Origin of the sequence: Synechococcus sp. WH 8101 (genome assembly GCF_004209775.1) — a bacterium.
In the GTDB taxonomy this organism is placed as follows: domain Bacteria; phylum Cyanobacteriota; class Cyanobacteriia; order PCC-6307; family Cyanobiaceae; genus Synechococcus_C.
Genome location: NZ_CP035914.1, coordinates 2,187,979 through 2,210,050 on the forward strand (window position 1 = coordinate 2,187,979; position 22,072 = coordinate 2,210,050).

Annotated in this window: 21 protein-coding genes, 1 tRNA gene and 1 pseudogene; 17 read left to right on the forward strand and 6 right to left on the reverse strand. The window is 63.0% G+C overall.

The features are described from left to right. Nucleotides 1–53: 53 nt before the first annotated feature. A complete protein-coding gene (grrA, locus tag SynWH8101_RS11700) occupies nt 54–419 on the forward strand; it encodes a GrrA/OscA1 family cyclophane-containing rSAM-modified RiPP (protein WP_130129906.1) in 366 nt (121 codons plus the stop codon). A 13-nt stretch (nt 420–432) separates the two neighbouring features. Here the strand turns inward: grrA and SynWH8101_RS11705 are convergent, their stop codons facing one another. Together SynWH8101_RS11705 and SynWH8101_RS11710 are read right to left on the reverse strand one after the other, a co-directional pair. Further along, complete coding sequence (locus SynWH8101_RS11705; RefSeq protein ID WP_130129907.1) at nt 433–1,464, reverse strand: mechanosensitive ion channel family protein; 1,032 nt, start codon at nt 1,462–1,464, stop codon at nt 433–435. Nucleotides 1,465–1,506: 42 nt separating this feature from the next. After that, nucleotides 1,507–4,641 carry a glycosyl hydrolase family 18 protein gene (locus SynWH8101_RS11710; protein WP_254427960.1) on the reverse strand — a complete coding sequence of 1,045 codons (3,135 nt, stop codon included), beginning with the start codon at nt 4,639–4,641 and terminating at the stop codon, nt 1,507–1,509. A 193-nt stretch (nt 4,642–4,834) separates the two neighbouring features. On the opposite strand from SynWH8101_RS11710, the gene SynWH8101_RS11715 reads away from it, so the two are divergent. The 7 genes and pseudogenes from SynWH8101_RS11715 to SynWH8101_RS11745 form a co-directional block, all read left to right on the forward strand. Continuing rightward, a complete protein-coding gene (locus SynWH8101_RS11715; protein WP_130129909.1) occupies nt 4,835–5,104 on the forward strand; it encodes a hypothetical protein in 270 nt (89 codons plus the stop codon). 73 nt (nt 5,105–5,177) lie between these two features. Next, the gene (gene grrM, locus SynWH8101_RS11720; protein WP_254427961.1) at nt 5,178–6,365 is read left to right on the forward strand and encodes a cyclophane-forming radical SAM/SPASM peptide maturase GrrM/OscB; all 1,188 of its coding nucleotides are present in this window, start codon (nt 5,178–5,180) and stop codon (nt 6,363–6,365) included. A gap of 116 nt (nt 6,366–6,481) precedes the next feature. Further along, nucleotides 6,482–6,949: a ribosome maturation factor RimP gene (rimP, locus tag SynWH8101_RS11725; protein WP_130129910.1), complete on the forward strand. Its 468-nt coding sequence runs from the start codon at nt 6,482–6,484 to the stop codon at nt 6,947–6,949. A gap of 51 nt (nt 6,950–7,000) precedes the next feature. Then, on the forward strand, nt 7,001–8,392 hold the full coding sequence (gene nusA / locus SynWH8101_RS11730; protein WP_130129911.1) for a transcription termination factor NusA: 1,392 nt from the start codon (nt 7,001–7,003) through the stop codon (nt 8,390–8,392). Next, nucleotides 8,389–8,670 carry a YlxR family protein gene (locus SynWH8101_RS11735; protein WP_130129912.1) on the forward strand — a complete coding sequence of 94 codons (282 nt, stop codon included), beginning with the start codon at nt 8,389–8,391 and terminating at the stop codon, nt 8,668–8,670. Before nusA ends, SynWH8101_RS11735 begins: the two co-directional genes overlap by 4 nt. Nucleotides 8,671–8,732: 62 nt before the next feature. After that, complete coding sequence (gene infB, locus SynWH8101_RS11740) at nt 8,733–12,077, forward strand: translation initiation factor IF-2 (RefSeq protein ID WP_130129913.1); 3,345 nt, start codon at nt 8,733–8,735, stop codon at nt 12,075–12,077. Nucleotides 12,078–12,097: 20 nt separating this feature from the next. Then, nucleotides 12,098–12,655: pseudogene (locus SynWH8101_RS11745) on the forward strand (low-complexity tail membrane protein); the annotation flags it as partial. A gap of 30 nt (nt 12,656–12,685) precedes the next feature. Here the strand turns inward: SynWH8101_RS11745 and SynWH8101_RS14205 are convergent. Further along, nucleotides 12,686–12,955, reverse strand: a complete 270-nt coding sequence (locus SynWH8101_RS14205; RefSeq protein WP_370587031.1) for a DUF3493 domain-containing protein — start codon at nt 12,953–12,955, stop codon at nt 12,686–12,688. Nucleotides 12,956–12,984: 29 nt separating this feature from the next. Between SynWH8101_RS14205 and SynWH8101_RS11750 the strand changes: the two genes are divergently transcribed. Further along, nucleotides 12,985–13,057, forward strand: a tRNA-Thr gene (locus SynWH8101_RS11750). A gap of 47 nt (nt 13,058–13,104) precedes the next feature. Next, the gene (locus SynWH8101_RS11755; protein WP_130129915.1) at nt 13,105–14,220 is read left to right on the forward strand and encodes a DUF389 domain-containing protein; all 1,116 of its coding nucleotides are present in this window, start codon (nt 13,105–13,107) and stop codon (nt 14,218–14,220) included. A gap of 99 nt (nt 14,221–14,319) precedes the next feature. Here the strand turns inward: SynWH8101_RS11755 and psbA are convergent, their stop codons facing one another. Then, on the reverse strand, nt 14,320–15,399 hold the full coding sequence (psbA, locus tag SynWH8101_RS11760; RefSeq protein ID WP_007100687.1) for a photosystem II q(b) protein: 1,080 nt from the start codon (nt 15,397–15,399) through the stop codon (nt 14,320–14,322). A gap of 163 nt (nt 15,400–15,562) precedes the next feature. Here psbA and SynWH8101_RS14210 point away from each other — a divergent pair, with 163 nt between their 5' ends. The 4 genes from SynWH8101_RS14210 (at nt 15,563) to SynWH8101_RS11775 (ending at nt 17,034) form a co-directional block, all read left to right on the forward strand. Next, nucleotides 15,563–15,703, forward strand: a complete 141-nt coding sequence (locus SynWH8101_RS14210; protein WP_165380986.1) for a hypothetical protein — start codon at nt 15,563–15,565, stop codon at nt 15,701–15,703. A 33-nt stretch (nt 15,704–15,736) separates the two neighbouring features. Further along, nucleotides 15,737–16,090 carry a hypothetical protein gene (locus SynWH8101_RS11765; protein WP_174719519.1) on the forward strand — a complete coding sequence of 118 codons (354 nt, stop codon included), beginning with the start codon at nt 15,737–15,739 and terminating at the stop codon, nt 16,088–16,090. Nucleotides 16,091–16,195: 105 nt separating this feature from the next. Further along, a complete protein-coding gene (locus SynWH8101_RS11770) occupies nt 16,196–16,573 on the forward strand; it encodes a hypothetical protein (protein WP_130129916.1) in 378 nt (125 codons plus the stop codon). Between the two features lie 89 nt (nt 16,574–16,662). Then, on the forward strand, nt 16,663–17,034 hold the full coding sequence (locus tag SynWH8101_RS11775; protein WP_130129917.1) for a hypothetical protein: 372 nt from the start codon (nt 16,663–16,665) through the stop codon (nt 17,032–17,034). On the opposite strand, the gene SynWH8101_RS11780 is transcribed toward SynWH8101_RS11775, so the two are convergent. Further along, nucleotides 17,013–18,011 carry an aspartoacylase gene (locus SynWH8101_RS11780; protein WP_130129918.1) on the reverse strand — a complete coding sequence of 333 codons (999 nt, stop codon included), beginning with the start codon at nt 18,009–18,011 and terminating at the stop codon, nt 17,013–17,015. The genes SynWH8101_RS11775 and SynWH8101_RS11780 overlap by 22 nt on opposite strands. Between SynWH8101_RS11780 and SynWH8101_RS11785 the strand changes: the two genes are divergently transcribed. Genes SynWH8101_RS11785 through SynWH8101_RS11795 form a run of 3 tightly spaced genes read left to right on the forward strand, consistent with a single transcriptional unit; the run spans nt 18,010 to nt 21,562 of the window. Then, nucleotides 18,010–19,002, forward strand: coding sequence for a glutathione S-transferase C-terminal domain-containing protein (locus SynWH8101_RS11785; protein WP_130129919.1), 993 nt, complete (start codon nt 18,010–18,012; stop codon nt 19,000–19,002). The two genes, SynWH8101_RS11780 and SynWH8101_RS11785, sit on opposite strands and share 2 nt — an antisense overlap. Continuing rightward, entirely contained in the window at nt 18,999–19,655 is a 657-nt protein-coding gene (locus tag SynWH8101_RS11790; RefSeq protein ID WP_130129920.1) for a DUF2301 domain-containing membrane protein, read from the forward strand. Before SynWH8101_RS11785 ends, SynWH8101_RS11790 begins: the two co-directional genes overlap by 4 nt. Next, a complete protein-coding gene (locus tag SynWH8101_RS11795) occupies nt 19,652–21,562 on the forward strand; it encodes an ABC-F family ATP-binding cassette domain-containing protein (RefSeq protein WP_130129921.1) in 1,911 nt (636 codons plus the stop codon). Before SynWH8101_RS11790 ends, SynWH8101_RS11795 begins: the two co-directional genes overlap by 4 nt. Here the strand turns inward: SynWH8101_RS11795 and SynWH8101_RS11800 are convergent. Further along, nucleotides 21,543–22,028 carry a hypothetical protein gene (locus SynWH8101_RS11800; protein WP_165380987.1) on the reverse strand — a complete coding sequence of 162 codons (486 nt, stop codon included), beginning with the start codon at nt 22,026–22,028 and terminating at the stop codon, nt 21,543–21,545. The genes SynWH8101_RS11795 and SynWH8101_RS11800 overlap by 20 nt on opposite strands. Between the last annotated feature and the right edge of the window lie 44 nt (nt 22,029–22,072).

The following is a 22,072-nucleotide window of genomic DNA, read 5'->3' on the forward strand; positions in this document are numbered from 1 at the left end:
TTGTTATCCCGCGCCGCTTCGTCGTTTCCTTCCATCCACCACACGCCTCAGCCATGAACAAAGTCACCCTTCTCAGCTTCTGCACGTTGATGGCAGCCAGCGCGGTTTGGCAGCAGCCGGCTTCAGGTTCTGGAGTGTTCAGCCAGCCCGACTGGAACAATCCCCTGGAGCAGCGCATCCGCCAACTGCCCATCAGCAAGCCCGGGCAAGGTGATGCCAACACCACAACCCTTGCGCGCTACTGGGGCAACGGCGGCGGCAGGGGTTGGGGCAACGGTGGCGGCCGGCGCTGGGGGAATGGCTGGGGCAATGGTTGGCGCAACGGCGGCTGGGGCAATGGCGGCTTCCGCAATGGCGGCTGGGGGAACGGAGGAATCGGCTGGGGCAATGGCGGCGGCGGCGTGATCCTGAACTGGTGAGCCGCCCTGGAGATCAGCCCTGGAGCAGGGTGCGGGTTGGGAACGGCATCGAAGCGCCACAGCGATCGACAACGGACCCGATCTCCAGCAACACTTTTTGCTGGAGATCCCACGCCTCCGCCAGGCTGGCCCCTTTGGCGTGACACACCAATCGGAGATTGAGGCTAGAATCGCCGTATCCGACGAAATTGACGGCCAGGGTGCGCTCCGGATCCACATCGACATCCGCTCGGAGCCAGGCCTCCAATTCAGCTGTAAGGGCTTGAATTTTCTCACGATCAGCATAATTCAGACCGAATTCAATCCAGATCCTGCGGCGATCAATCTCGCTGATATTGATCACCGGCTTGGCGCTGAAAATGGCATTGGGCACAAATAGCGGCTGGCGATCAACAGAGCGAAGACGGGTGTAAAACCAGCTGATATTTTCCACCGTTCCCGACAGCCCCTCAGAGGGCAGATCGATGAAATCTCCCACCACAAAGGGGCGATTGATATAAAGACTCAGGCCGCTGAGGGAATTGGAGACGATGCTCTGGGCACCAAAGCCAACGGCAGCGGCACCAAAACCACCGGCCGTGATCAAGACGGCGGCTGAGATGCCAAGGATGCGCATCACCTGCAGCACCAGGATCAACACCGCAAGACCGAGCAGTAGCTTGCCGATCACATCCAACAGAAAGGTCCGGTCCTTGGCCTGCATCCCGGGCAGCAAGCGTTCGCCATAACGGTCGGGATGACGGCCGATCTCTGTTTTCCAACGCAGAAGCGTCCAGGACACGCCAACTACCGCAAAGAAGGCGCGGATCCCGAGCCCATCACGGGGAAGGTCAACAATTTCCGGGTCGAGCAAGGTGCCGACCCACCATCCCAACGTCGCCAGCGCGCAGCTCACACTCACACTGAGCCGACTGGAAAGCAGCAGATTGCGGCGCAGAGAGCCTGACGCGAATCGCCGTGCCAGCAGGTCGAGGCCAACCCAGAGAACCAGGGCCAGCCCCAAACCTGTGACGGGAATCTGTAAGTCGAAGGGTAACGGCGTCATCGCAGCGGGCCGAACGAAACGAGCGGACCCTACCAATGGCGCTCAGACCAGGGACGTGAAGTCACTGAGCCCGAATTGACCATCGCCACCGAGCACCGCGTCAAAGGACACCCCCCGATTCAGCACGTCTTCGGGCGCCACACCGGCGCGCAACAAATCGGATGCGGCTGCAATCAGACTGTCGTTACCACTGCTGTCATTGGAAAGCGCCCAGAACATCAGCCCCCCCAGGCCCTGGGCTTCGACATAGGCCGCCTTCCCAGCGATGGTGGCCGCCGTTTCGACTGAACTCCAAACCCCGGTCTGTTCGTTGTAAGCAAAGGACGCTTTGGCGTCGTCGTCCCAGATCAGGTCATAGGAGCCGTCCTCAATGCCGGTGAGCAGATCCTTCTGGTCGTAGCTGCCGGCTTCAAAGGATCCCGGAGCCATCCGAGCGGTACCGCTCTCACCGAGTCCGTACTGTTCCCCTGGCTCCACACCGCCCCAGGCGCGGGTGTAAGCAGGAACTCCAAGCACAACTTTGCTGAGGTCTACACCATTGGAGCGGAACTGCTCCACAGCCGTCAGCACGTCATAACCACCGGGGTCGTTGGTCATGGCGGCCTGATGGCCGGTCACCGACTCCCAACCACCATGGAAGTCGTAAGCCATCACATTATAGAAATCAACGGAAGGATCGATTCCTGGCAAATTGAGATTGGCCAGCTTGTCAGCCCCACCAGCAGTGGCAATGGAAATGGAATAGCTCTCGCCACTGCGCTGCTCGAGCGCATCAAGCTTCTGGCGCAAGAGAGACAGCGTCATCGCAAAGTTGGCGCCATCCTCAGCACTGGCAGCATTACCAGCCAGCCCACCACCGCCGGGATACTCCCAGTCAAAATCAACGGTATTAAAGAAATCGTATTTCTCCAAGGTTAGAATCACATTGTCGGTGAATTGCTCGCGCCCAGCGGCATCATCCAGAGCAAGACTAAATTCATCTGACAAGGTCCAGCCGCCAAGGGCAAGGCCGAGATTGAGGTTGGGGTTCAACTGCTTCAGCAGATCCAACTGACGCAAATTGCCAGCCAAAGCCGTAGAGCTATCCCAGCTCACGGGCACACCACGCACCGACACAGAGCCATCACCGTTCGTGCTGACATGAAAATCGCCACTGTCGCGATAGGCCTGCAGGCGACTCTCTGGCAAAGCCGACCACTCAGAAGCAGTGAAGGTGCGATTCACCTGCTCATCAACCGAGAAGCGTTTATCGGTGGCCGCCCAGGCGTCAAAGAGATTGATATCACCATTGGCCTTGACATCAAAGAAGCTGTAGTTGAGGTGAGTCAACTGATCGGCCTTGATGTCCTGCACCAGGAAATCGCGGGCATAAATCCCCCATTCCTCGAAGTAGGCCACCACCCGCTGCCCCTGATCAGCGATCGGCTTCGGGCTCAGGACCTCTGGACTAGGGACTTCTGGGTTCGCGACGTCCGGAGTCACGGCCTCTGAGCCGGGATCCTCTGAGCCAGGATCCGGTGTGACGGGATCCGGCTGTTCCAGCGCCGGTTGTTCCGGCGCCTGCGGAGCCTCGCCTGCAAAGAACAATGCATCCGTGAGGGTTCCACTCGTCGGCAGGCCCTCGCTCGCCGCATTGAAACTCACCTCGATGCTCGCACCGGCGGCGATGCTGCTGTTCCAGGACGCTGGCGTCAGAGTCACGCGGTATGTTCCGTCCGTTAGTGCCTCCACCTGGGCATCACCGGCCCAGCTCTGGAATGCACGATGCGGGGTGATGAAGCTGATCGACCAGTCCTCCACCGCCTGATCGCCCGTGTTGGTGATCGTCAGTCGGCCGCTCATCCCGCCCCAGTAGAGGGTGCCCCCCACCGACACGCTCAGCGGATCCGCGGGGTCCACCGGATTCGATGGGCCGGGATCCGGTGTGACTGGATCCGGCTGTTCCAGCGCCGGCGGTTCTGGCGTAACTTCCACCGGCTCCTGCACCTCGGGCGCCGGTTGTTCAAGCGCCTGCGGAGCTTCGCCTGCAAAGAACAATGCATCCGTGAGGGTTCCACTCGTCGGCAGGCCCTCGCTCGCCGCATTGAAACTCACCTCGATGCTCGCACCGGCGGCGATGCTGCTGTTCCAGGACGCTGGCGTCAGAGTCACGCGGTATGTTCCGTCCGTTAGTGCCTCCACCTGGGCATCACCGGCCCAGCTCTGGAATGCACGATGCGGGGTGATGAAGCTGATCGACCAGTCCTCCACCGCCTGATCGCCCGTGTTGGTGATCGTCAGTCGGCCGCTCATCCCGCCCCAGTAGAGGGTGCCCCCCACCGACACGCTCAGCGGATCCGCGGGGTCCATGCCGCTGTGGTCCATGCCGCTGTGGTCCATGCCGCTGTGGTCCATGCCGCTGTGATCCATGCCGCTGTGATCCATGGGTTCCGATGGCGACAGCCCGAGAGCACCCTGCGACGTCGTATCGGTGCCGAGACGGGTCTGGGAACCATCGGTGCTCGCACCACCGACAGCCTCTGGTGTCAGAAGAATCGTGCGATCCGCAAGGCTGAGGTCGGCGGCTTCAAAACCGAACACAGCCTCGAGATTGTCTTCCTCGATCTGATCAAAGTGGAACACAAGATTCCGCCCCACAAGGTCCGTGCTTTCCACGCCAACCAGGAGAAGACTCTGACCCGATGGCTGCACGGAAATCAACAAGCCATCCGCCGTGTCGATCGCTGAGAGACGCTCGCGCGTGCCGAGATAGAGAAAATTCAACTGATCTCTGGAGGGATCAAACCCCTCCACCCGCTCTTGCACACCGAACTCATGGGAGCGCACATACACAGTGCGCTCCGGATTGGGCCATGTGCTCCCAGGACCAACCCCCAACTCCCAGGAGAGCACGCCACCAATGTCCTCCCGCAGATGCTCATTACCAACCGGAGCGATGTTCTCCAAAGACAACTGATCCCATCGAATCGGCCGACCCGCCTCATCCAGGATCCGCTGATAATCAGCGTCTTGCCAAGGATTCACGATCACAGCTGAGCCATCAGCGAGCTTGCCCAGAATCAGACCATGCACGGAGATCTCACCGAAATCCAAACGGTCGCGTGAAGGGTCAAACCCCAGCAGATCGCTTCCAGACGGATTGACACTGACGACACGACCTCCAGGCAAAAGAGACATCACAAGGCGATTCATCTGCCCTTATCTTCATCCTGCAGAGAGGAGGATTGCCCCACCTCCAACGAAAGTTTCTGCCAACACTTTGCGGCAACTCAGCTTGCATTCAGGCAATCCTCAGAAACGCCGCGTCGCGCTGCGCGCCAGCAAGCGCCCATCGTTCGGCTTAGCTTGCTGTGCACGCCAGACCACCGTCATGCCCGATCCCTCCAGCACCCGTCTCCGTTGCGAGCTTTGCCAGGTGGAGATCGACCGCCAGCCTGGGCTCCCGGATCAGGTGCTGTTCAGCCGGGGGCCCAGCGGCAGCCGCAGCAAACTCTGGGCTCGCGTCTGCCAATACCTCACCTCCGCAGAACAGAAAGGTCGCTGCATCAATCAGGACCCCACGCTGCGCGGCGAAGAAAAGCCTGGAGACCGCTACGAGGACCTTCCGGCGATCGATCTGGGCAACCAAGCGGCGGGTTGATCCCACCACCCTTGTGGACAGAGCAGAGAAATCTCCCTATGTAGAGACTGCGACGGCCTGTGGGCGTGAGCTGATGACGGGAACGATGCCAACGGCCATGCCTACCCAGGTCGAACCAGCCAACCTGCGGACGTCCGACTGCGGACCGATCGGGCTCCTGGTGATCCAGGCCACATCTCTCTGCAATCTCGACTGCGACTACTGCTACCTCCCGGATCGACAGAAACGCCATATCTTCGACCTCAACAAGCTCCCCACACTGCTGCAACGCATCTACGAAAGCCCCTATTGGGGGCCGGAGCTTTCGATTCTCTGGCACGCCGGAGAACCACTGACCCTCCCGCCCTCTTATTACGACGAAGCGTCACGAATTCTGGAGCTCCACACGGCTGACCTGCAAGCACAAGGAGTGAGGATCGAACAACATGTGCAAACCAATGCCACACTGATCAATCGCGAGTGGTGCGACTGCTTTCAACGCAACCAGATCATCGTGGGGGTCAGCCTCGATGGCCCCGAGGACATTCACGACGCCCATCGTCGATTTCGTAATCAACGGGGCTCCCACGCCCTCACCATGCAAGGCATTCGCACACTTCAAGAGCACGGTGTGCCCTTCCATGCCATTGCTGTAATCACCAGCGCCGCCATGAACGAGCCGGAACGGATGTATACCTTCTTCCGTGATCACGGCATTCATCAGGTTGGTTTCAACGTGGAAGAGCAGGAAGGCGTGCATACTCAATCGTCCATGCAAGGGCGCGATCGAGAAGAGCAATACCGACACTTTCTGACCTGTTTCTGGAACTGCAACCGTCGCGATGGATTTCCAATCCATCTGCGCGAGTTTGACCAGGTTCTTGGCCTGCTTCAGGGAGAGCAACGTCTGACTCAGAATGAAATGAATCGTCCCTACGCCATCCTTAGCGTGGATGCATCGGGAGCCTTCTCAACATTCGACCCTGAACTGCTGTCTGTTCAAACAGAACGCTACGGACCATTCAACCTCGGCAACATCGACACCGTGTCGCTTGAGGCGGCGACCAGCGATGCAACCTTTCAGAAGTTGTGGCACGACATGCGCTCTGGCATGCAGCGTTGCCGTGATAACTGCGAGTACTACGGCTTCTGCGGTGGCGGCAATGGCAGCAACAAATACTGGGAGCACGGCACCCTCAACGCCAGCGAGACCTGTGCCTGCCGCTTTTCCAGCCAGATCCCCGTGGACGTGGTGGTGGAACGACTGGAGGCGGAAGGCTGATCCACGCGGACGGCCATCACCTACATTCGATTCAGGCCTGGTGAGTTCCTCTCTCCGGGAGGGTGATCCCTGCATCCACCATCGGGCCTGCGCCCGAGACACCTTCCCCGTCTGCCTTGCCCCATCCACTCCTGCCGGATCTCACCGCCGTGGCAGCCTCCACGGCACAAGCCCACGGCTTCGAGCTGGCCGATGTGCAAGTGATGACGCACCTGCAGCCGATGACGCTGCAGATTCAGATCCGACGCTCCAACGGGGAGGACGTCAGTCTTGATGACTGTGCGCGGCTGAGTGCTCCCATGGGCGATGCGATCGACAACGCCTCCCTCCCCATCGAGGCGTATGTTCTGGAAATCAGCAGCCCCGGAATCGGAGATCAGCTCCAGACCGATCGGGACTTCCGGGCGTTTCGCAGCTATCCCATCGAAGTGATCTATCGCGATGACGAAGGCGGGGAGCAACGGCAGCAGGGTTCCCTGCTCGAACGCACCGACGAACATATCCATCTGAATGTTCGGGGCCGCATCAAACGCATCCCCCGTCAGGCGGTGATCGCCGTCCAACTCACCAGTCCGTCGGGCTGAACCCGCAGCACTCTCGCCCCCCCCTTTCCTCTAATCCATTAATCCGCACCGATGGCACTCGTTCTCCTACCCGGCCTCAGCAACCTGATCGATGACATCAGCGAAGAGAAGAAACTGCCTCCCCAGGTAGTGGAAGCAGCGCTGCGGGAAGCCTTGCTCAAAGGCTATGAGCGCTATCGCCGCACTTTGTATCTCGGGATTAGCGACGACCCCTTCGACGAGGAATACTTCAGCAATTTCGATGTCGCCCTCGATCTGGAGGACGAGGGGTATCGGGTGCTCGCCAGCAAAATCATCGTGGAGGAGGTGGAAAGCGACGACCACCAGATCGCCCTTGCCGAAGTGATGCAAGTCGCCGATGACGCCCAGGTGGGCGACACCGTGGTGCTGGATGTCACACCGGAAAAGGAAGACTTCGGACGCATGGCCGCTGCCACCACCAAACAGGTGCTGGCTCAGAAACTGCGCGACCAACAGCGCCGGATGATTCAGGAGGAATTCGCAGACCTGGAAGACCCCGTGCTCACGGCACGGGTGATCCGCTTCGAGCGCCAGTCGGTGATCATGGCGGTCAGCTCCGGGCTGGGACGACCGGAGGTGGAGGCTGAACTGCCGCGGCGCGATCAGCTGCCCAACGACAACTACCGGGCCAATGCCACCTTCAAAGTTTTCCTGAAGGAAGTGAGTGAAGTGCCCCGCCGGGGTCCCCAACTGTTCGTCAGCCGGGCCAATGCGGGTCTGGTGGTGTATCTGTTTGAAAACGAGGTGCCCGAGATTCAGGAAGGTTCCGTGCGGATCGTCGCCGTGGCACGAGAAGCCAATCCGCCCTCCCGATCAGTCGGGCCCCGCACGAAAGTGGCTGTCGACAGCATCGAACGGGAGGTGGATCCGGTGGGTGCCTGCATCGGCGCGCGCGGCTCGCGCATTCAGCAAGTGGTGAACGAGCTGCGGGGCGAGAAGATTGACGTGATCCGCTGGTCAGCCGACCCCGGGCAGTACATCGCCAATTCCCTCAGCCCGGCCCGCGTCGATGTGGTGCGTCTCGTCGACCCCGAAGGACAACACGCCCACGTGCTGGTGCCACCCGATCAACTGAGCCTGGCGATCGGCCGCGAGGGCCAGAACGTGCGGCTGGCAGCCCGATTGACCGGTTGGAAAATCGATATCAAGAACGCTGCCGAATACGACCAGAACTCAGAAGATGCGGTGGTGGCGGAATTGATCTCCCAGCGGCAGGAAGAGGAAGCCCTGCAGCGACAAGCGGAGGAGCGACTCGCAGCGGAGCAAGCGGCCCGGGCCGAGGAGGATGCCCGTCTTCGTGAGCTCTACCCCCTGCCGGAGGACGCCGAAGATTACGTTGAGGAGGACACCGAGGCAGCGGCGGAGGAGCCTGCTGAAGGCGTCCAGGACGTGGTGGAGAACAACGAGGACGGAACCCGGTGAAGACTCCTCGCCCTGTCCTGCGTCGCTGCGTAGCCTGTCGTCAATTGCTGGATCGCCGCCAGCTCTGGCGCGTGATCCGCGACCACCAGGATGGGGTTCTCCTCGATGTCGGGATGGGTCGATCGGCCTATCTCTGTCCCAAGGAGACCTGTCTGGAGGAGGCGCGCCGACGCAAACGTTTGCAGAAGGCCCTGCGTTGCCAGGTGCCCGACAGCGTTGTTGAGGTGCTGCAGGAGCGGCTCTCCCTTCATCAGGGCACAGCCGCTGAGGCAAGATGACCATTGGCCCCACCTGGGTGGAGCCCCGAGGCACACCGTGCCCGGACCGACCGGAGACCTGAATGACCAGCAGCGGCAAAGTCAGAATTTATGAGCTGTCCAAGGACCTTGGCCTGGACAACAAGGACGTGCTTGATGCCGCTGAAAAGCTGTCCATTGCGGCCAAGAGCCACAGCAGCTCCATCAGCGACGGGGAGGCCACAAAGATCCGCAACCTGTTGAAGCAGGGAGGCCAGGCCGCTGCGGCTGCTCCGAGCAAACCCGCTGCCGGCAAAGCCATCCTCTCCGTGCGCAAGGCGGAGGCACCCTCTTCCCGGCCGACCCGACCGGTCGAACCAGCCGCATCGAGCCAACCGGCGGCACCGCAGAAGCCTGCACCGCAAAAACCCACTCCCCAGAAGCCTGTCGCCCAGCAACCGCTGCCCGAAAAGCCTGCAGCTCAAAAGCCTGCGGCCCAGAAGCCCACACCGCAGCAGCCTGTCCAGAAACCTGTGGTCCGCCAGCCCCAAACCAAACCGGCAGCTCCTGCGCCGTCCCGTCCGGCTGCTGCCAGTCCGAGGCCCCAGCCCCCCGCCCCACGTCCGGCTGCGCCCAGCCCAAGGCCGGTGCAGGCCAAAGGTGGCGGCGCCGGTCGACCGAGTGCGCCAGCACCGGTGAAACGCACCGCCCCGGCACCCCAGCGTCCTGCCAAACCCGAGTTGGTGGGTCGTCCCCAATCCAACAAGCCAGCGGCGGGCGCCCCGGCTCGCCCCCAGGGGCAGCGCCCGGGTGTCAGCCCCAGGCCCGTGGCCCCTTCAGCCCAGAACCAGCGCCCAGCGATGCCCCAGAGGCCAGGAGCGCCGCAACGACCGGGTGCTCCGCAACGGCCAGGGGCGCCGCAGCGGCCGACGTCCCCTCGCGGTGGCGCCCGCCCCAATACCGGGCGACCGGGCCAACCCCGTTCCGGTGGTGGTTTGGAGCTGGTGGGCAAACCGATCCGCAGGGATGGCCCTGGCGGCAGCGGTGGTAGCGGCAGAGACAGCAATGCCGGTGGACGGCCCTCGGCACCGCTGAGGCCCGGCTCCCCCGGTGGCATGCGGAAGCCCGTGGCTCCGGGCGAGCTCATGCAGCTGCAGAAACCGTCCGGTCGCCCTGGGGCACCACCACCGCGCCGTCCGGACGGCACCGCGGTCGCCCCCCGTGGCCAGGGAGGCGAAGCAGGCAAGGCCGTGCCCCCGGTGAACCGGCCGAACGCCCCCTCACCGGCCGCTCCCCCCCGTCGCCCTGGCTACCGCCCCGGCCCTGGAGCCGGCGGTCAACGTCGCCCCGGACGGCCCGATTGGGATGACAGCGCCAAGTTGGAAGCGCTGCGCAGTCGCTCACCCCAGAAACAGCGCCAGAAGGTGCACATCATTGGGGAAAACGATGATGCACTTACCGCTGAAACCGGTGGTTACGCCGGCGAACAGCAGGCCATGGTGCTGTCGGCGAGCCTGGCGCGCCCTGCCAAACCACGCTCCCAGCAAAAGGCCACACCCAAACCGGTGGCCGCCATGCGCAAGCGTCGCAAGGAAACCACCCGCCAGCGGCAACGGCGTCGGGCCATGGAACTGCGCGCCGCCCGCGAAGCCAAACAGGTGCGGCCGGAGATGCTGATTGTTCCGGAGGACAACCTCACGGTGCAGGAACTGGCCGACATGCTCAGTGTCGAGAGTTCCGAAATCATCAAATCTCTCTTTTTCAAAGGCATCATCGCCACGGTCACCCAGACCCTCGACATGCCAACGATCGAGACGGTGGCGGAGGAATTCGGCGTACCTGTGCTCCAGGACGACGTCGAAGAAGCGGCCAAGAAGACTGTGGAGATGATCGAAGAGGAGGATCTGGCCCATCTGATCCGCAGGCCTCCCGTGGTCACGGTCATGGGACACGTCGACCACGGCAAGACCAGCCTCCTCGACGCGATCCGCAAAGCACGGGTGGCGGCCGGCGAGGCCGGCGGCATCACCCAGCACATCGGTGCTTACCAGGTGGAAATCGAGCACAGCGGCGAACCACGTCGCATCACCTTCCTCGACACCCCGGGCCACGAAGCCTTCACCGCCATGCGTGCCCGCGGCACCAAGGTGACCGACGTGGCAGTGCTGGTGGTGGCGGCCGATGACGGCGTCCGCCCCCAGACCCTGGAAGCGATCAGCCATGCCCGGGCCGCTGAGGTGCCGATCGTGGTGGCGATCAACAAGATCGATAAGGAAGGAGCTTCTCCCGACCGGGTCAAACAGGAGCTCTCGGAACAGAACCTGCTCGCCGAGGAATGGGGTGGCGATGTGGTGATGGTGCCCGTCAGTGCGATCAAGGGCGAGAACATCGACAAACTGCTGGAAATGATCCTGCTGGTCACCGAAGTCGAAGACCTACAGGCCAATCCGGATCGACTGGCGAAGGGCACCGTGATCGAAGCCCACCTCGACAAGGCCAAGGGCCCTGTCGCCACATTGCTGATTCAGAACGGCACCCTGCGCACCGGCGACGTGGTGGCGGCGGGTCCTGTGCTCGGCAAGGTGCGCGCCATGGTTGATGATGCCGGTGCCCGTCTCAAGGCAGCCGGACCCTCCTGCGCGGTCGAAGCGCTCGGTTTCAGCGAAGTGCCTACGGCCGGCGATGAATTCGAGGTCTATCCCGACGAGAAATCCGCGAGGGCCGTGGTGGGTGATCGGGCTTCCGATGCCCGCGCCACCCGTCTGGCCCAACAGATGGCCTCGCGCCGTGTGTCGTTGGCCGCCATGTCCGGGCAAGCCAGCGAAGGAGAGCTCAAGGAACTCAACCTCATCCTCAAAGCGGATGTTCAGGGCAGCGTCGAGGCGATCCTCGGCTCCCTCGAGCAATTGCCCAAGGACGAGGTTCAGGTCCGGGTGCTGCTCTCGGCACCGGGCGAGATCACCGAGACCGATGTGGATCTGGCCGCCGCCTCCGGTGCCGTGATCGTGGGCTTCAACACCTCGATGGCCTCAGGCGCCAAACGGGCCGCAGACGCCACCGGTGTGGACGTCCGCGACTACGACGTGATCTACAAGCTGCTGGAAGACATCCAGATGGCGATGGAAGGCCTGCTGGAGCCGGAAATGGTCGAAGAGTCTCTGGGCGAAGCCGAGGTTCGGGCCGTGTTCACGATCGGCAAGAGCGCCGTGGCTGGTTGTTATGTCACCAACGGCAAGTTGCAACGCAACTGCAAGGTGCGGGTGCATCGCGGCAAGGAGATTGTTTTTGCGGGCGATCTCGACTCTCTGCGTCGCAACAAGGACGACGTCAAGGAGGTCGCCACCGGCTTCGAGTGCGGTGTGGGCTGCGATCGCTTCGCGAACTGGCAGGAAGGCGACCGGATTGAGGGCTTCAAGATGGTGACCCAGCGCAGAAAGCTCAGCACCTGACCCCTCGCCCCCAGCCACCCGTGAGTCCACGCCGCGAGCCCCTGCTCTGGCTTCAGCTTCTCGCCATTGGTGCGATTCCTCTGGAGCTGCTCCTCCTGAGCCTGGTTCTGGCCGGATCCGATCTTGGCCCCGTTCCAGCTCTGGAGCGCTTGCTCTGCTGGGGCATGGCCGCCCTGGCACCAGGCTTGCTGCTGTGGCGCCAACCCGCCGACTGGGGCTCCCTGCTGCTGGTGCGAGTGCCGCTTGAAGGCCGAACGCCGGAGCAACGGCAACTGAGCAGTCTCCAAGACCATGCCGTGGTTCGAATCGGCGGCGCGATCGGCGTGCTGGCCCTGTTGCCCCTGTTCTGGTGGCTCGACCGAGATGCCCTGCTGGTGGAGACCCTCTCTCCACTCCATGGCAGTGCTCGTCTCACCTGTCTGCTGGTCGCCCTGCCGCTCCTGGCGTTGCTCGTGTGGCACTGGCATCAACTGATCCAGAGCGTCTGGTTCCTCAGTCGGTCTGCCGAAAGCGTCGGCTCGAGCACACCCCTCGACACCACTGCACTGATGCGCTCCAGGATCTCTCCCGGACTGAGCGTGTTGCGGCTGTCAGCGCTGGAGTGGGACTCAGTCGATGCGGGAGCGGTCGAACCAGAGCAATCCAGCGAAGAGAAGAAGAGCTCCGAGTTGGATGCCGAGATCTCCGAGCGGAACGTCGTTGCCGCTGCTGAGGCGCAGGGCCATGACAGCGCTCCCCAGACCAGCGGACCCGAAGAGGGCGAGCCAGAGGAGCCGACGGAGCCCCCGCCAGGGAGTGCGTGATTCCTGGAGCAAGCGCTGCCGGAGCGCAGGATCCAGTGTGCCTTTGCCCTTCTGATCGCCCAAGGGACTGCTCACGCAATGCTGAATGTTAAGTTCCTCCAAGTGCCGATGTAGCTCAGCTGGTAGAGCAACGCTTTCGTAAAGCGTGGGTCGCGTGTTCAAGTCACGTCATCGGCTTCCCGCCACCACCAGCCCAGACTGATTGCTGACCTTCCCTTTGTGGAATGCGCAGCAGTGAACCGTCCCGACTGGATCGCCTGAGCCGGGGGAATCAGCGCGATGCGGCCCTCAATGAGGCCTTTGTCGTTCTTTCCATCGGCGCCAGCCTGATTGCCACGCTGGGCCTTCTGGCTAACAGCGCCGATGTAGTGATCGGGGCCATGGTCGTGGCCCCATGGATCAAACCCCTGCGAGCCGGCGCCTTTGCCGTGCTTCTCGGCGACGTTCCGCTCCTGATCCGGGCGCTACGGACCCTCCTGCTGGGCGTCGGCACCACTTTGGTGTTGGCTGCGCTTCTGGGCACGGTGGCCGGTTTGCCCCAGTTCGGCAGTGAGGTGATGGCTCGCACATCGCCCAACCTGCTCAATCTGGGGATTGCCTTGGTGGCCGGTGCGCTGGCCACCTACGCCAATCTCAGCAGGGATGCGGTGAGCTCCCTGGCGGGTACGGCGATCGCGGTGGCTCTTGTGCCTCCGGTCTGCGTGATGGGCCTGCTCCTAGCGCATCAGCATTGGGCGCTGGCGACCGGGGCTGGTTTGCTCTTTGCGACCAACCTGCTGGGTGTGCTCACCGGTGGCATGGTCTTGATGGCCTGGAAGGATCCACTTCTGCGGCAACAACTGCGTCGCAGTCACCTGAGCGTGGCCAACTTTGCCCTCACAGGCTTGCTCTTGATTCCCCTGGGAACGAGCTTCCTGGGGCTACTACGAAATGCCAGGCGGGAAAGTACCCGCGAAACGGTGCAGCTCACGATCGAGACCTTTCTCAAACGCCAAACCGTGACCTTCGGCGAGGGCAAGGAAGTGGAGCTGGAGAAATTGGAGATCGATTGGGATCCAAACCCGCCAGTCATTCGTGCACTCGTACGCGTCACCGATCCGACACTGCCGACCTTCAAACAAGTGTCGGCTGTTCAGGAGGAAATCAACCGGCGTCAGCTTTATCGCTTCCAACTGGTGGTGCAACGTACTGCGGTGGATGTGGTGGGCCCTGAAGAAGCACCCAATCCGAGCACGGTTGCTGAAGACAGCGTGTTGCAATCCATCCCACCAACCTTCCCACCGTTGCTTTCTCCGCCACCACTGCCGGCTGCACCGCCGGAGCAGCAGCAGGGCAACTGAAGATCCAGCAAAAGGGCCGGACGCAACAAAAAGCCCCCACCGTGTGGTGAGGGCTTTCCGATTCAACTGACGCTGAATCTTTTGGTAGAGACTTCAGCCTCAGCCGATGGCGGGAGCCTGCAGAGCCACGGGGGTGGACTCAGCAGCAGCCAGGTCGAGGGGGAAGTTGTGAGCGTTGCGCTCGTGCATCACTTCCATGCCGAGGTTGGCGCGGTTCAGCACATCAGCCCAGGTGTTCAGGACGCGGCCCTGACCATCAAGGATGGACTGGTTGAAGTTGAAACCGTTCAGGTTGAAGGCCATGGTGCTGACGCCCAGGGCGGTGAACCAGATGCCGACCACAGGCCAGGCAGCCAGGAAGAAGTGAAGGCTGCGGCTGTTGTTGAAGGAGGCGTATTGGAAGATCAGGCGACCGAAGTAACCGTGAGCAGCCACGATGTTGTAGGTCTCTTCTTCTTGGCCGAACTTGTAGCCGTAGTTCTGGGACTCGCTCTCAGTGGTCTCACGCACCAGGGAGGAGGTCACCAGGGAGCCGTGCATGGCGGAGAACAGGGAGCCACCGAACACACCAGCCACACCCAGCATGTGGAAGGGGTGCATCAGGATGTTGTGCTCAGCCTGGAACACCAGCATGAAGTTGAAGGTGCCGGAGATGCCGAGGGGCATGCCGTCAGAGAAGGAACCCTGACCGAAGGGGTACACCAGGAACACAGCAGAAGCAGCAGCCACAGGAGCGCTGTAAGCGACACAGATCCAGGGGCGCATGCCGAGGCGGTAGGAGAGTTCCCACTCGCGGCCCATGTAGCAGAAGATGCCGATCAGGAAGTGGAACACAACCAGCTGGTAAGGACCGCCGTTGTAGAGCCACTCATCGAGGGAGGCAGCTTCCCAGATGGGATAGAAGTGCAGGCCGATGGCGTTGGAGGAAGGCACAACAGCACCAGAGATGATGTTGTTGCCGTAGATCAGGGAGCCGGCGACGGGCTCACGGATGCCGTCGATGTCGACGGGGGGAGCTGCGATGAACGCAACGATGAAGCAGGTGGTGGCAGCCAGCAGGGTGGGGATCATCAGCACGCCGAACCAGCCCACATAGAGGCGGTTGTTGGTGGAGGTGACCCACTCGCAGAAGGACTGCCAGCCATTGGCGCCGGAGCGCTGCTGAATGGTGGTGGTCATGAGAACGGGAAAAGATGCTCCGAAGAGCGGTTACGGAAGGGCAGGGATGCCCTGCCACCAATGAGTGTAACGGAAGATTGCGCTCTGTGTGCGGGCCTTCACGAACCAGGGCAAGGGCTTCAGGATCGCTTAAGGTTCTTATGTCAAGTCTCTGGAGACTCAAGTGGTTCTGATTCGCTGGCTTCATGCCGGGCGACGTCTCGAAGAGACCGTGCCGATCGAGCAAGCACGCCACAGGCGGAACGAACTCGAAGCCCAGGGAGCTGTGATCTATTGGAGTGAACGACTGGCCAGCCAGATCTGAACACTCAGACTGGGGCCTGTTCTCGATCGATCCATGGCCCGACGCGCCCCGGGGGATCGTCCCCACACCCGCCTGGCTGGCGTGACCTGCCTCGCCGTGACTGTGCTGGGACTGAGCGCCTGTGACCGCGGCAGCAAGCCACCCAGCCAGGCCAGTCAGGCGGAGGCGATCAACCGCCTGGAGCTTCGGATGGAACAGATGGAGCGTCGCCTGGGGCAACAGCTCCCTCCCCCAACGGATCCAAGCGACAAAGCCCCGGCCGGACCGGTGAAATCCCTCACCCTGAGGGTCGGAACTGTCGATGACCGGCTCCGCATCTACTGGGCCGATGGCAGCACCAGCGACCTCCCCTGCACTAAAGAGCAATCCACCTGGGCCTGTGGCTGATCGAGAGCAGCGCAGCCACATGAGGCAGCGAACCGTCACATGCCGTCACAGATCGGTCATCACCTCGTCAGGTCTTGGCCTGATCCACCAGCCAAGGTTGGACCCATGACAACTCCGACTCTGATCCGCACCGGTGCTGCCGGCCTTCTTGGCTTGATGACGCTGGTGCCATTGCCACTCCGGGCCCAGAGCAACGGCGCCCTGCCCCTCGCCCAGCCCAAGGCAGCGAACCTGGCGCGCATGCGAGCCGAAGCCCTTAACGGTGGGCTCTCCCTCTATCGCGCCGATCAATGCATGTATGAAACCGGGGCACCGGCCTGCCTGCTCTCCAAAACCCAGCGAGGGTTTCTCTTCCGCTTCCAAGGTGGTGCTCCGGGCTGGCAGCAGAGTTCGCCGCCCGATCCATCCCTGGAAACCGAGGTGCTGGTCTCGCCCAATGGCGATCAGATTCTGGCCGTTCCCTACAACGGTCCGATCCGCTGATCCATGGCCTGGGCGCTGCGCAAGTATCACACTCAGTTGACAATTTCGTTGCTTGCTCCAATCAATAGGAGGCGATTTCTGCCTTTCTGATGGATTTCCGGTCCCTGTCCGCCGCCGCCGCCCTCGGTGGAGCATCCTTGCTCAGCCTCACCGCCCCTGTTCAGGCCCAGGCGCCCGTGCCCGCTGCCCAGGTGCGCGCGCTCAACCTGGCCCGCAACACGGCCGTCAGTGAAAACGGTGGCCTCACCGTCTACCGCCCCCAGCCCTGCATGTTCAACACCAGCAATGGCGGCGGTGAGTGCCTGATCAGCAACACCGCCCAGGGCTTCACGTTCAAGTTCCTCGGCGGCAAGCCTGGCTGGCCAGAAAACGGCAGTGACCCCACCACCGAAACCGAAATCCAGATTGCACCAAACGGTCGCAGCGTTAATCAGATCATCTACAACGGCTCCCCCCGCTGAGCGCAGATCAGCAGATCCTGCAAAGCCCCTGGCGCCTCCGGGCTCAGGGGCCATTCCTCTTTTGAGGTGACGCTAAGAGCAATGGCTTTTTCGGCATAGGCCGCCTCATTGATGAACAAGGGCACCACGCCCTCTGGACCCGAATAGCTGATCGTGTCGCCGGCGGCCGTCAGAAACAGAGGATCACCGCGGCGCAACGGCGACCAATCGCGCCCCTGTAGCTCAGGATGAATTAGGGCATTGGCGCGCCCCTGCGGATCACGAGGCAGGTCGAGACTGCCGAGATGGCGGTGCACCACCAAGCGCTCTGGGGTGAGCATGCGCCCGTTCCAGGCGGCAGCAATCAAGTGGAGGGCGGCTTGAAGCACAAGCTGGGTCTGCTCAATGATGCGCGCCGACAACACCATCTGCGGCACAGGACCGATTTCAATCACCAGACCGCAGGGCCAACGCTCCACCAGGAAACCCTGTTGAGCGGGATCCCCTTCGTGCAGGTAGATCGGTAGGCCGAGCCTGGCCTGGAGAGCCGCGGCCAGAGCCAGATCCGGCAGACGCCGGCCGTACACCACCAGCGAGCTGCCCATGGCCGCCGTGGTGCTGTGCAGATCCAGGGCGAGAACGCAGGCCTCAGAGCCTCCAGGGCCATAGCGATGCAGCAACGCACGGGCCCGGTCGATTTCCTGGTCCTGGGGCGCAGACGCATTCGGCTCCAGCCATTCGGGGCGGAAGCTCCGGTTCAGATCGCGGTCGACATAACGGCGACCCAGGCGCTGGGCCTCCGGATTGCCGATCACGGGCACCACATCCAAGCCATGTGGCTCCAGCAGGCCGGGAGAGCGCTCCCACTGCTGCAGCAGCCAAGGGGCGTTGACCTCGTTGCCATGGGTCCCTGCCACCACCAACACCCGCGGCCCCACCATCCCTCCTCCTCCGGTAAGGCCAGCGTCGCCGAAAATGCAGTCAAAAGGAAGCACCATGGCGATTCCGCCCGCAATCGTGGCCGGGGCACGCGCCGGTTGGCACTGGCAGTGGAAGCGGCTGATGCAGGGCCTGGCCCCAGCTGACGCCGCTGGCCACTACCGAAGACCGGCCAGCGATCGCAGCGCGGTGGAGGCTCCCGATTCAGCCGACCTGGCCGGGCGCAGCGAGGCCGCCCTGCCCAGGTTGATCGTGGGACGCAGTTGCCCCTGGGCCCATCGCACCTGGCTGGTGCATCGCCTGCGTCGTCTTGAGAGCACCCTCACCCTGCTGATGGCACGGGCCGACCATCGCGAAGGTCGCTGGCGCCTGGATCCAGGCTGGCTGCACTGCGACACTCTGTTGCAGCTCTATCAACACTGCGGTTGCCCGCCCAGCCATCGGGCCACCGTGCCCGCCCTCGTGGATCCGGGCCGCAACAGCGAGCATCCGGCCCGGCTGCTTGGCAATGACAGCGCTGGCCTCTGCCTGGCCCTGAACCGATGGCCAGCCCCGCACGACGCTCCCGACCTGGCACCAGAACCACTGCGTGCCGCGATTGAGCGTTGGCAGACGCTCTTGCAACCACTGGTGAATGACGGCGTCTACCGCTGCGGATTCGCGCGCACCCAGGCGGCCTATGACCAGGCCAGCGCCGCTCTCTTTGAAGCCCTGCAGGAGGTGGAGCAGGCCCTGAGTGGCGCTGGTCCCTGGCTCTGCGGTGAACAACTCACCCTGGCGGATGTGCGCCTTTTCCCCACCCTGATCCGCTGGGAAGCGGTCTATGCCCCCCTGTTCGGCTGCACCGCCCAACCCCTCTGGACCCTGCCGGCACTCTGGCGCTGGCGACAGCGCTTCTATGCACTACCAGGGGTGGCCGACACCTGCGATGCCAGCGTCTGGCGTCACGATTACTTCGGCGCCCTGTTTCCGCTCCATCCCAGCGGCATCATTCCCGCGGGCCTCGAACTGAGCAAACTGGTGAAGGCCGTTCCGCCTGACTCAGAATGAGTGAGCCATCCACCAGTGCCCCTGAACACGACGTGTTCGAGGGTGTCTACGGCCGTTACCGCATCACCGCTGAGGATGCCCGAGAGGTTCAGCGTTACAGGCAATCGCTGCTGCTATCCGGGATTGCCTTTGTCGGTGGCATGGGGCAATGGATGGCCTGGGGGCCAGCCCATGTGGGGCTCTGGCTTCTGCCGATGGCCATGGGTCTCGGCCTGGCCCTGCACTGGATTCACATCTACCTGCGTCCGTTGCACCGCGCGCTGCAGGGTCTCTGGGGGATCGGCTGCGTCGGCCTGAGCTGGCTGGCACTGCAGAGCGGCTCGGAACCGATGCTCGCCAGCGTCAGGGCCGAACCGGTGTGGATCTGGGCGATCGGCCCCTTCTTCGCCGCCCTGGCCGGCGTGGGCTTCAAAGAGTTCTTCTGCTTCCGCCGCCCTGAAGCGATCGGCCTCACCCTGCTGTTACCCATGGCCCTCCTGGGGTATCTGAGCGGCCTGATGGGTGCGGCGATGAGCGGCGGTCTACTGGCGCTGGCGGCCGTGCTGCAACTGGTGCTGGCCCTGCGCAAATTCGGGGGGCCGGCTGCTGCGGATGTGGGCGATAAGAGCGTGTTTGCTTATCTGGAAGCACAGCGGATGGCCGGGAGCGCGTGAGTCTGATCAGCCTGGTGGGGGCGGCGAAGGATTTCGGCATTCGCACGCTCTTTGCCGATCTCACCCTGCATGTCGGCGACCGGGACCGGCTGGGGCTGATCGGCCCGAACGGGGCTGGAAAGTCCACCCTGCTCAAAGTGCTGGCGGGGGTGGAGCCCCTGGGGTCCGGGGAACGCCGCTGCTCGCCGCGCCTGCGGATCGAACTGGTGGGGCAGGAGAGTGCCGTGCAACCGGGGCTGACCGTGCTCGAGCAGGTGCTCGCCGGCTGCGGTGAAAAGCGTGATCTGTTGCTGCGCTTCAACGCCCTCAGTGAAGCGGTGGCGGCCAACCCCCACGACGGAGCCCTGTTGTCGGCGTTGGGCCAGCTGAGTGAGCGCATGGATGAGGCGGAGGCCTGGGGCCTGGAGCAGCAATGCCAGGAAGTGCTGCAGCGCCTGGGGATCAGCGATCTGCAACGGCCGGTGGAAGCCCTCTCGGGGGGGTATCGCAAACGGGTCAGCCTGGCGTCAGCCCTGGTGGCCTGCCCAGACGTGCTGCTGCTGGATGAACCCACCAACCACCTCGATGCGGCTGCAGTGGAATGGCTGCAGTCGTGGCTTGATCGCTATCCGGGCGCCGTGGTGCTGGTCACCCACGACCGCTACGTGCTCGATCGAGTCACCAACCGGATGGTGGAAGTGGAACGGGGTGAGGCCCGCAGCTACGCCGGCAACTACAGCACCTACCTGCAACGCAAAGCGGAGCAGGACGCGGCGGATGCGGCCTCTGCGGCCAGCTTCAAAAGCGTGCTGCGCCGCGAGCTGGCCTGGTTGCGCCAGGGCCCGAAGGCGCGAAGCACCAAACAGAAAGCGCGGTTGCAGCGGATCGAAGCGATGCGGGAAGCGCCAACCCGCCAGGCCCGCAAGCAGCTGGAGATGACAAGCGTGAGCCGGCGCATCGGCAAGATCGCCATCGAAGCGGAGCAGATTCGAGTCACCGCCGATGGGACACCGGATGGCACCGTGCTGCTGGAGGACTTCAGCTACAGCTTCAGCCCGGAGGATCGGGTCGGCATCATCGGTCCGAATGGCAGCGGCAAATCGACCCTGCTCGATCTGATCGCTGGACGACGACAACCCAGCTCCGGCCAGTTACGCCTGGGCGACACCGTGCACCTTGGCTATCTCGATCAGCACACCGAGGCCCTCAGCAGCGGCAAGGGCCTGGAGCGCAAGGTGATCGACTTCGTGGAGGAAGCGGCCAGCCGCATCGATCTGGGCAGCGAGCAGCTCAGCGCTTCCCAGCTGCTCGAGCGTTTTCTGTTTCCACCAGCCCAACAGCACAGCCCCCTCAGCAAGCTCTCGGGAGGGGAGCGGCGGCGGCTGACCCTCTGCCGCTTGCTGATCCAGGCGCCGAATGTGCTGTTGCTCGACGAGCCCACCAATGATCTCGACGTGCAGACCCTGAGCGTGCTCGAGGATCTGCTGGAAGATTTCCGCGGCTGTGTGGTGGTGGTCTCTCACGATCGCTATTTCCTCGACCGCACGGTCGACCGCCTGTTCTGCTTCGAGCAGGGTCGTCTGGAGCGCTTTGACGGCAACTACAGCGCCTTCCTGGACCAGCAGCGGGAGCAGGAACGGCTGGCCAGTCAAGAGCGACCCAGCCCCAGCCGCCGCCCCGAGGCGCAAGCATCCTCAGCGAAGGCAGACCAGAAGCCACGGCGGCGCAGTTTCAAGGAATCGCGCGAACTGGAAGCCCTCGACCGGGAGCTGCCTGAGCTGGAGCAACGCAAGGCCGCACTGGAATCGGCACTCAGCACTGCACGAAGCGACGACCTCACCCGACTGAGCGAAGAACTCGCCGCCGTGCACCAGCAGCTGGAGCAAACCGAAGAACGCTGGCTGGAGCTCAGCGAACTGGCTCCCTGATCTCGGTGCTGACACCGCGGCGGCGGCGGCGAGGATGCGGGAGCTCCTGGAGACGGGCTGGGTTGGGCCATTCACAGCTGAGCACCGGTGAAGATCGGCCTTGCCAGGGCGCGGGGCGCACACGGCCACCGGCGGCTTCCGCCAGCTTCATCGCCGTGGGGCGGTAATCATCAGCGGAGCGATGCAGAGCCATCTGATCGCCCATCCGACGCAGATAGAGGTCGTGGGACCAGAGCACCTGGTTGTGCTCAAACGCTTCGCAGGCCTGAATGATCGAGTCGAACCGCTGACTGACCAGACCGGAGGGTGCGCATTGCTTCCACTCCAGGATGTCGTGAAACGACAGCCCCGAGCGCCACTGCCGTTGCTCGGAGAGATAACAGAAGCATTCGGGCCCGTTGATCCAGAACATCCGCCCCTCCTCGTCCATGAAATGACGGCCCTGCCGCTGCCTGATCCGAACCATGCCCTGCGCCTCCACTCCATACAGTTCTGGTAGCGCCCATGGGC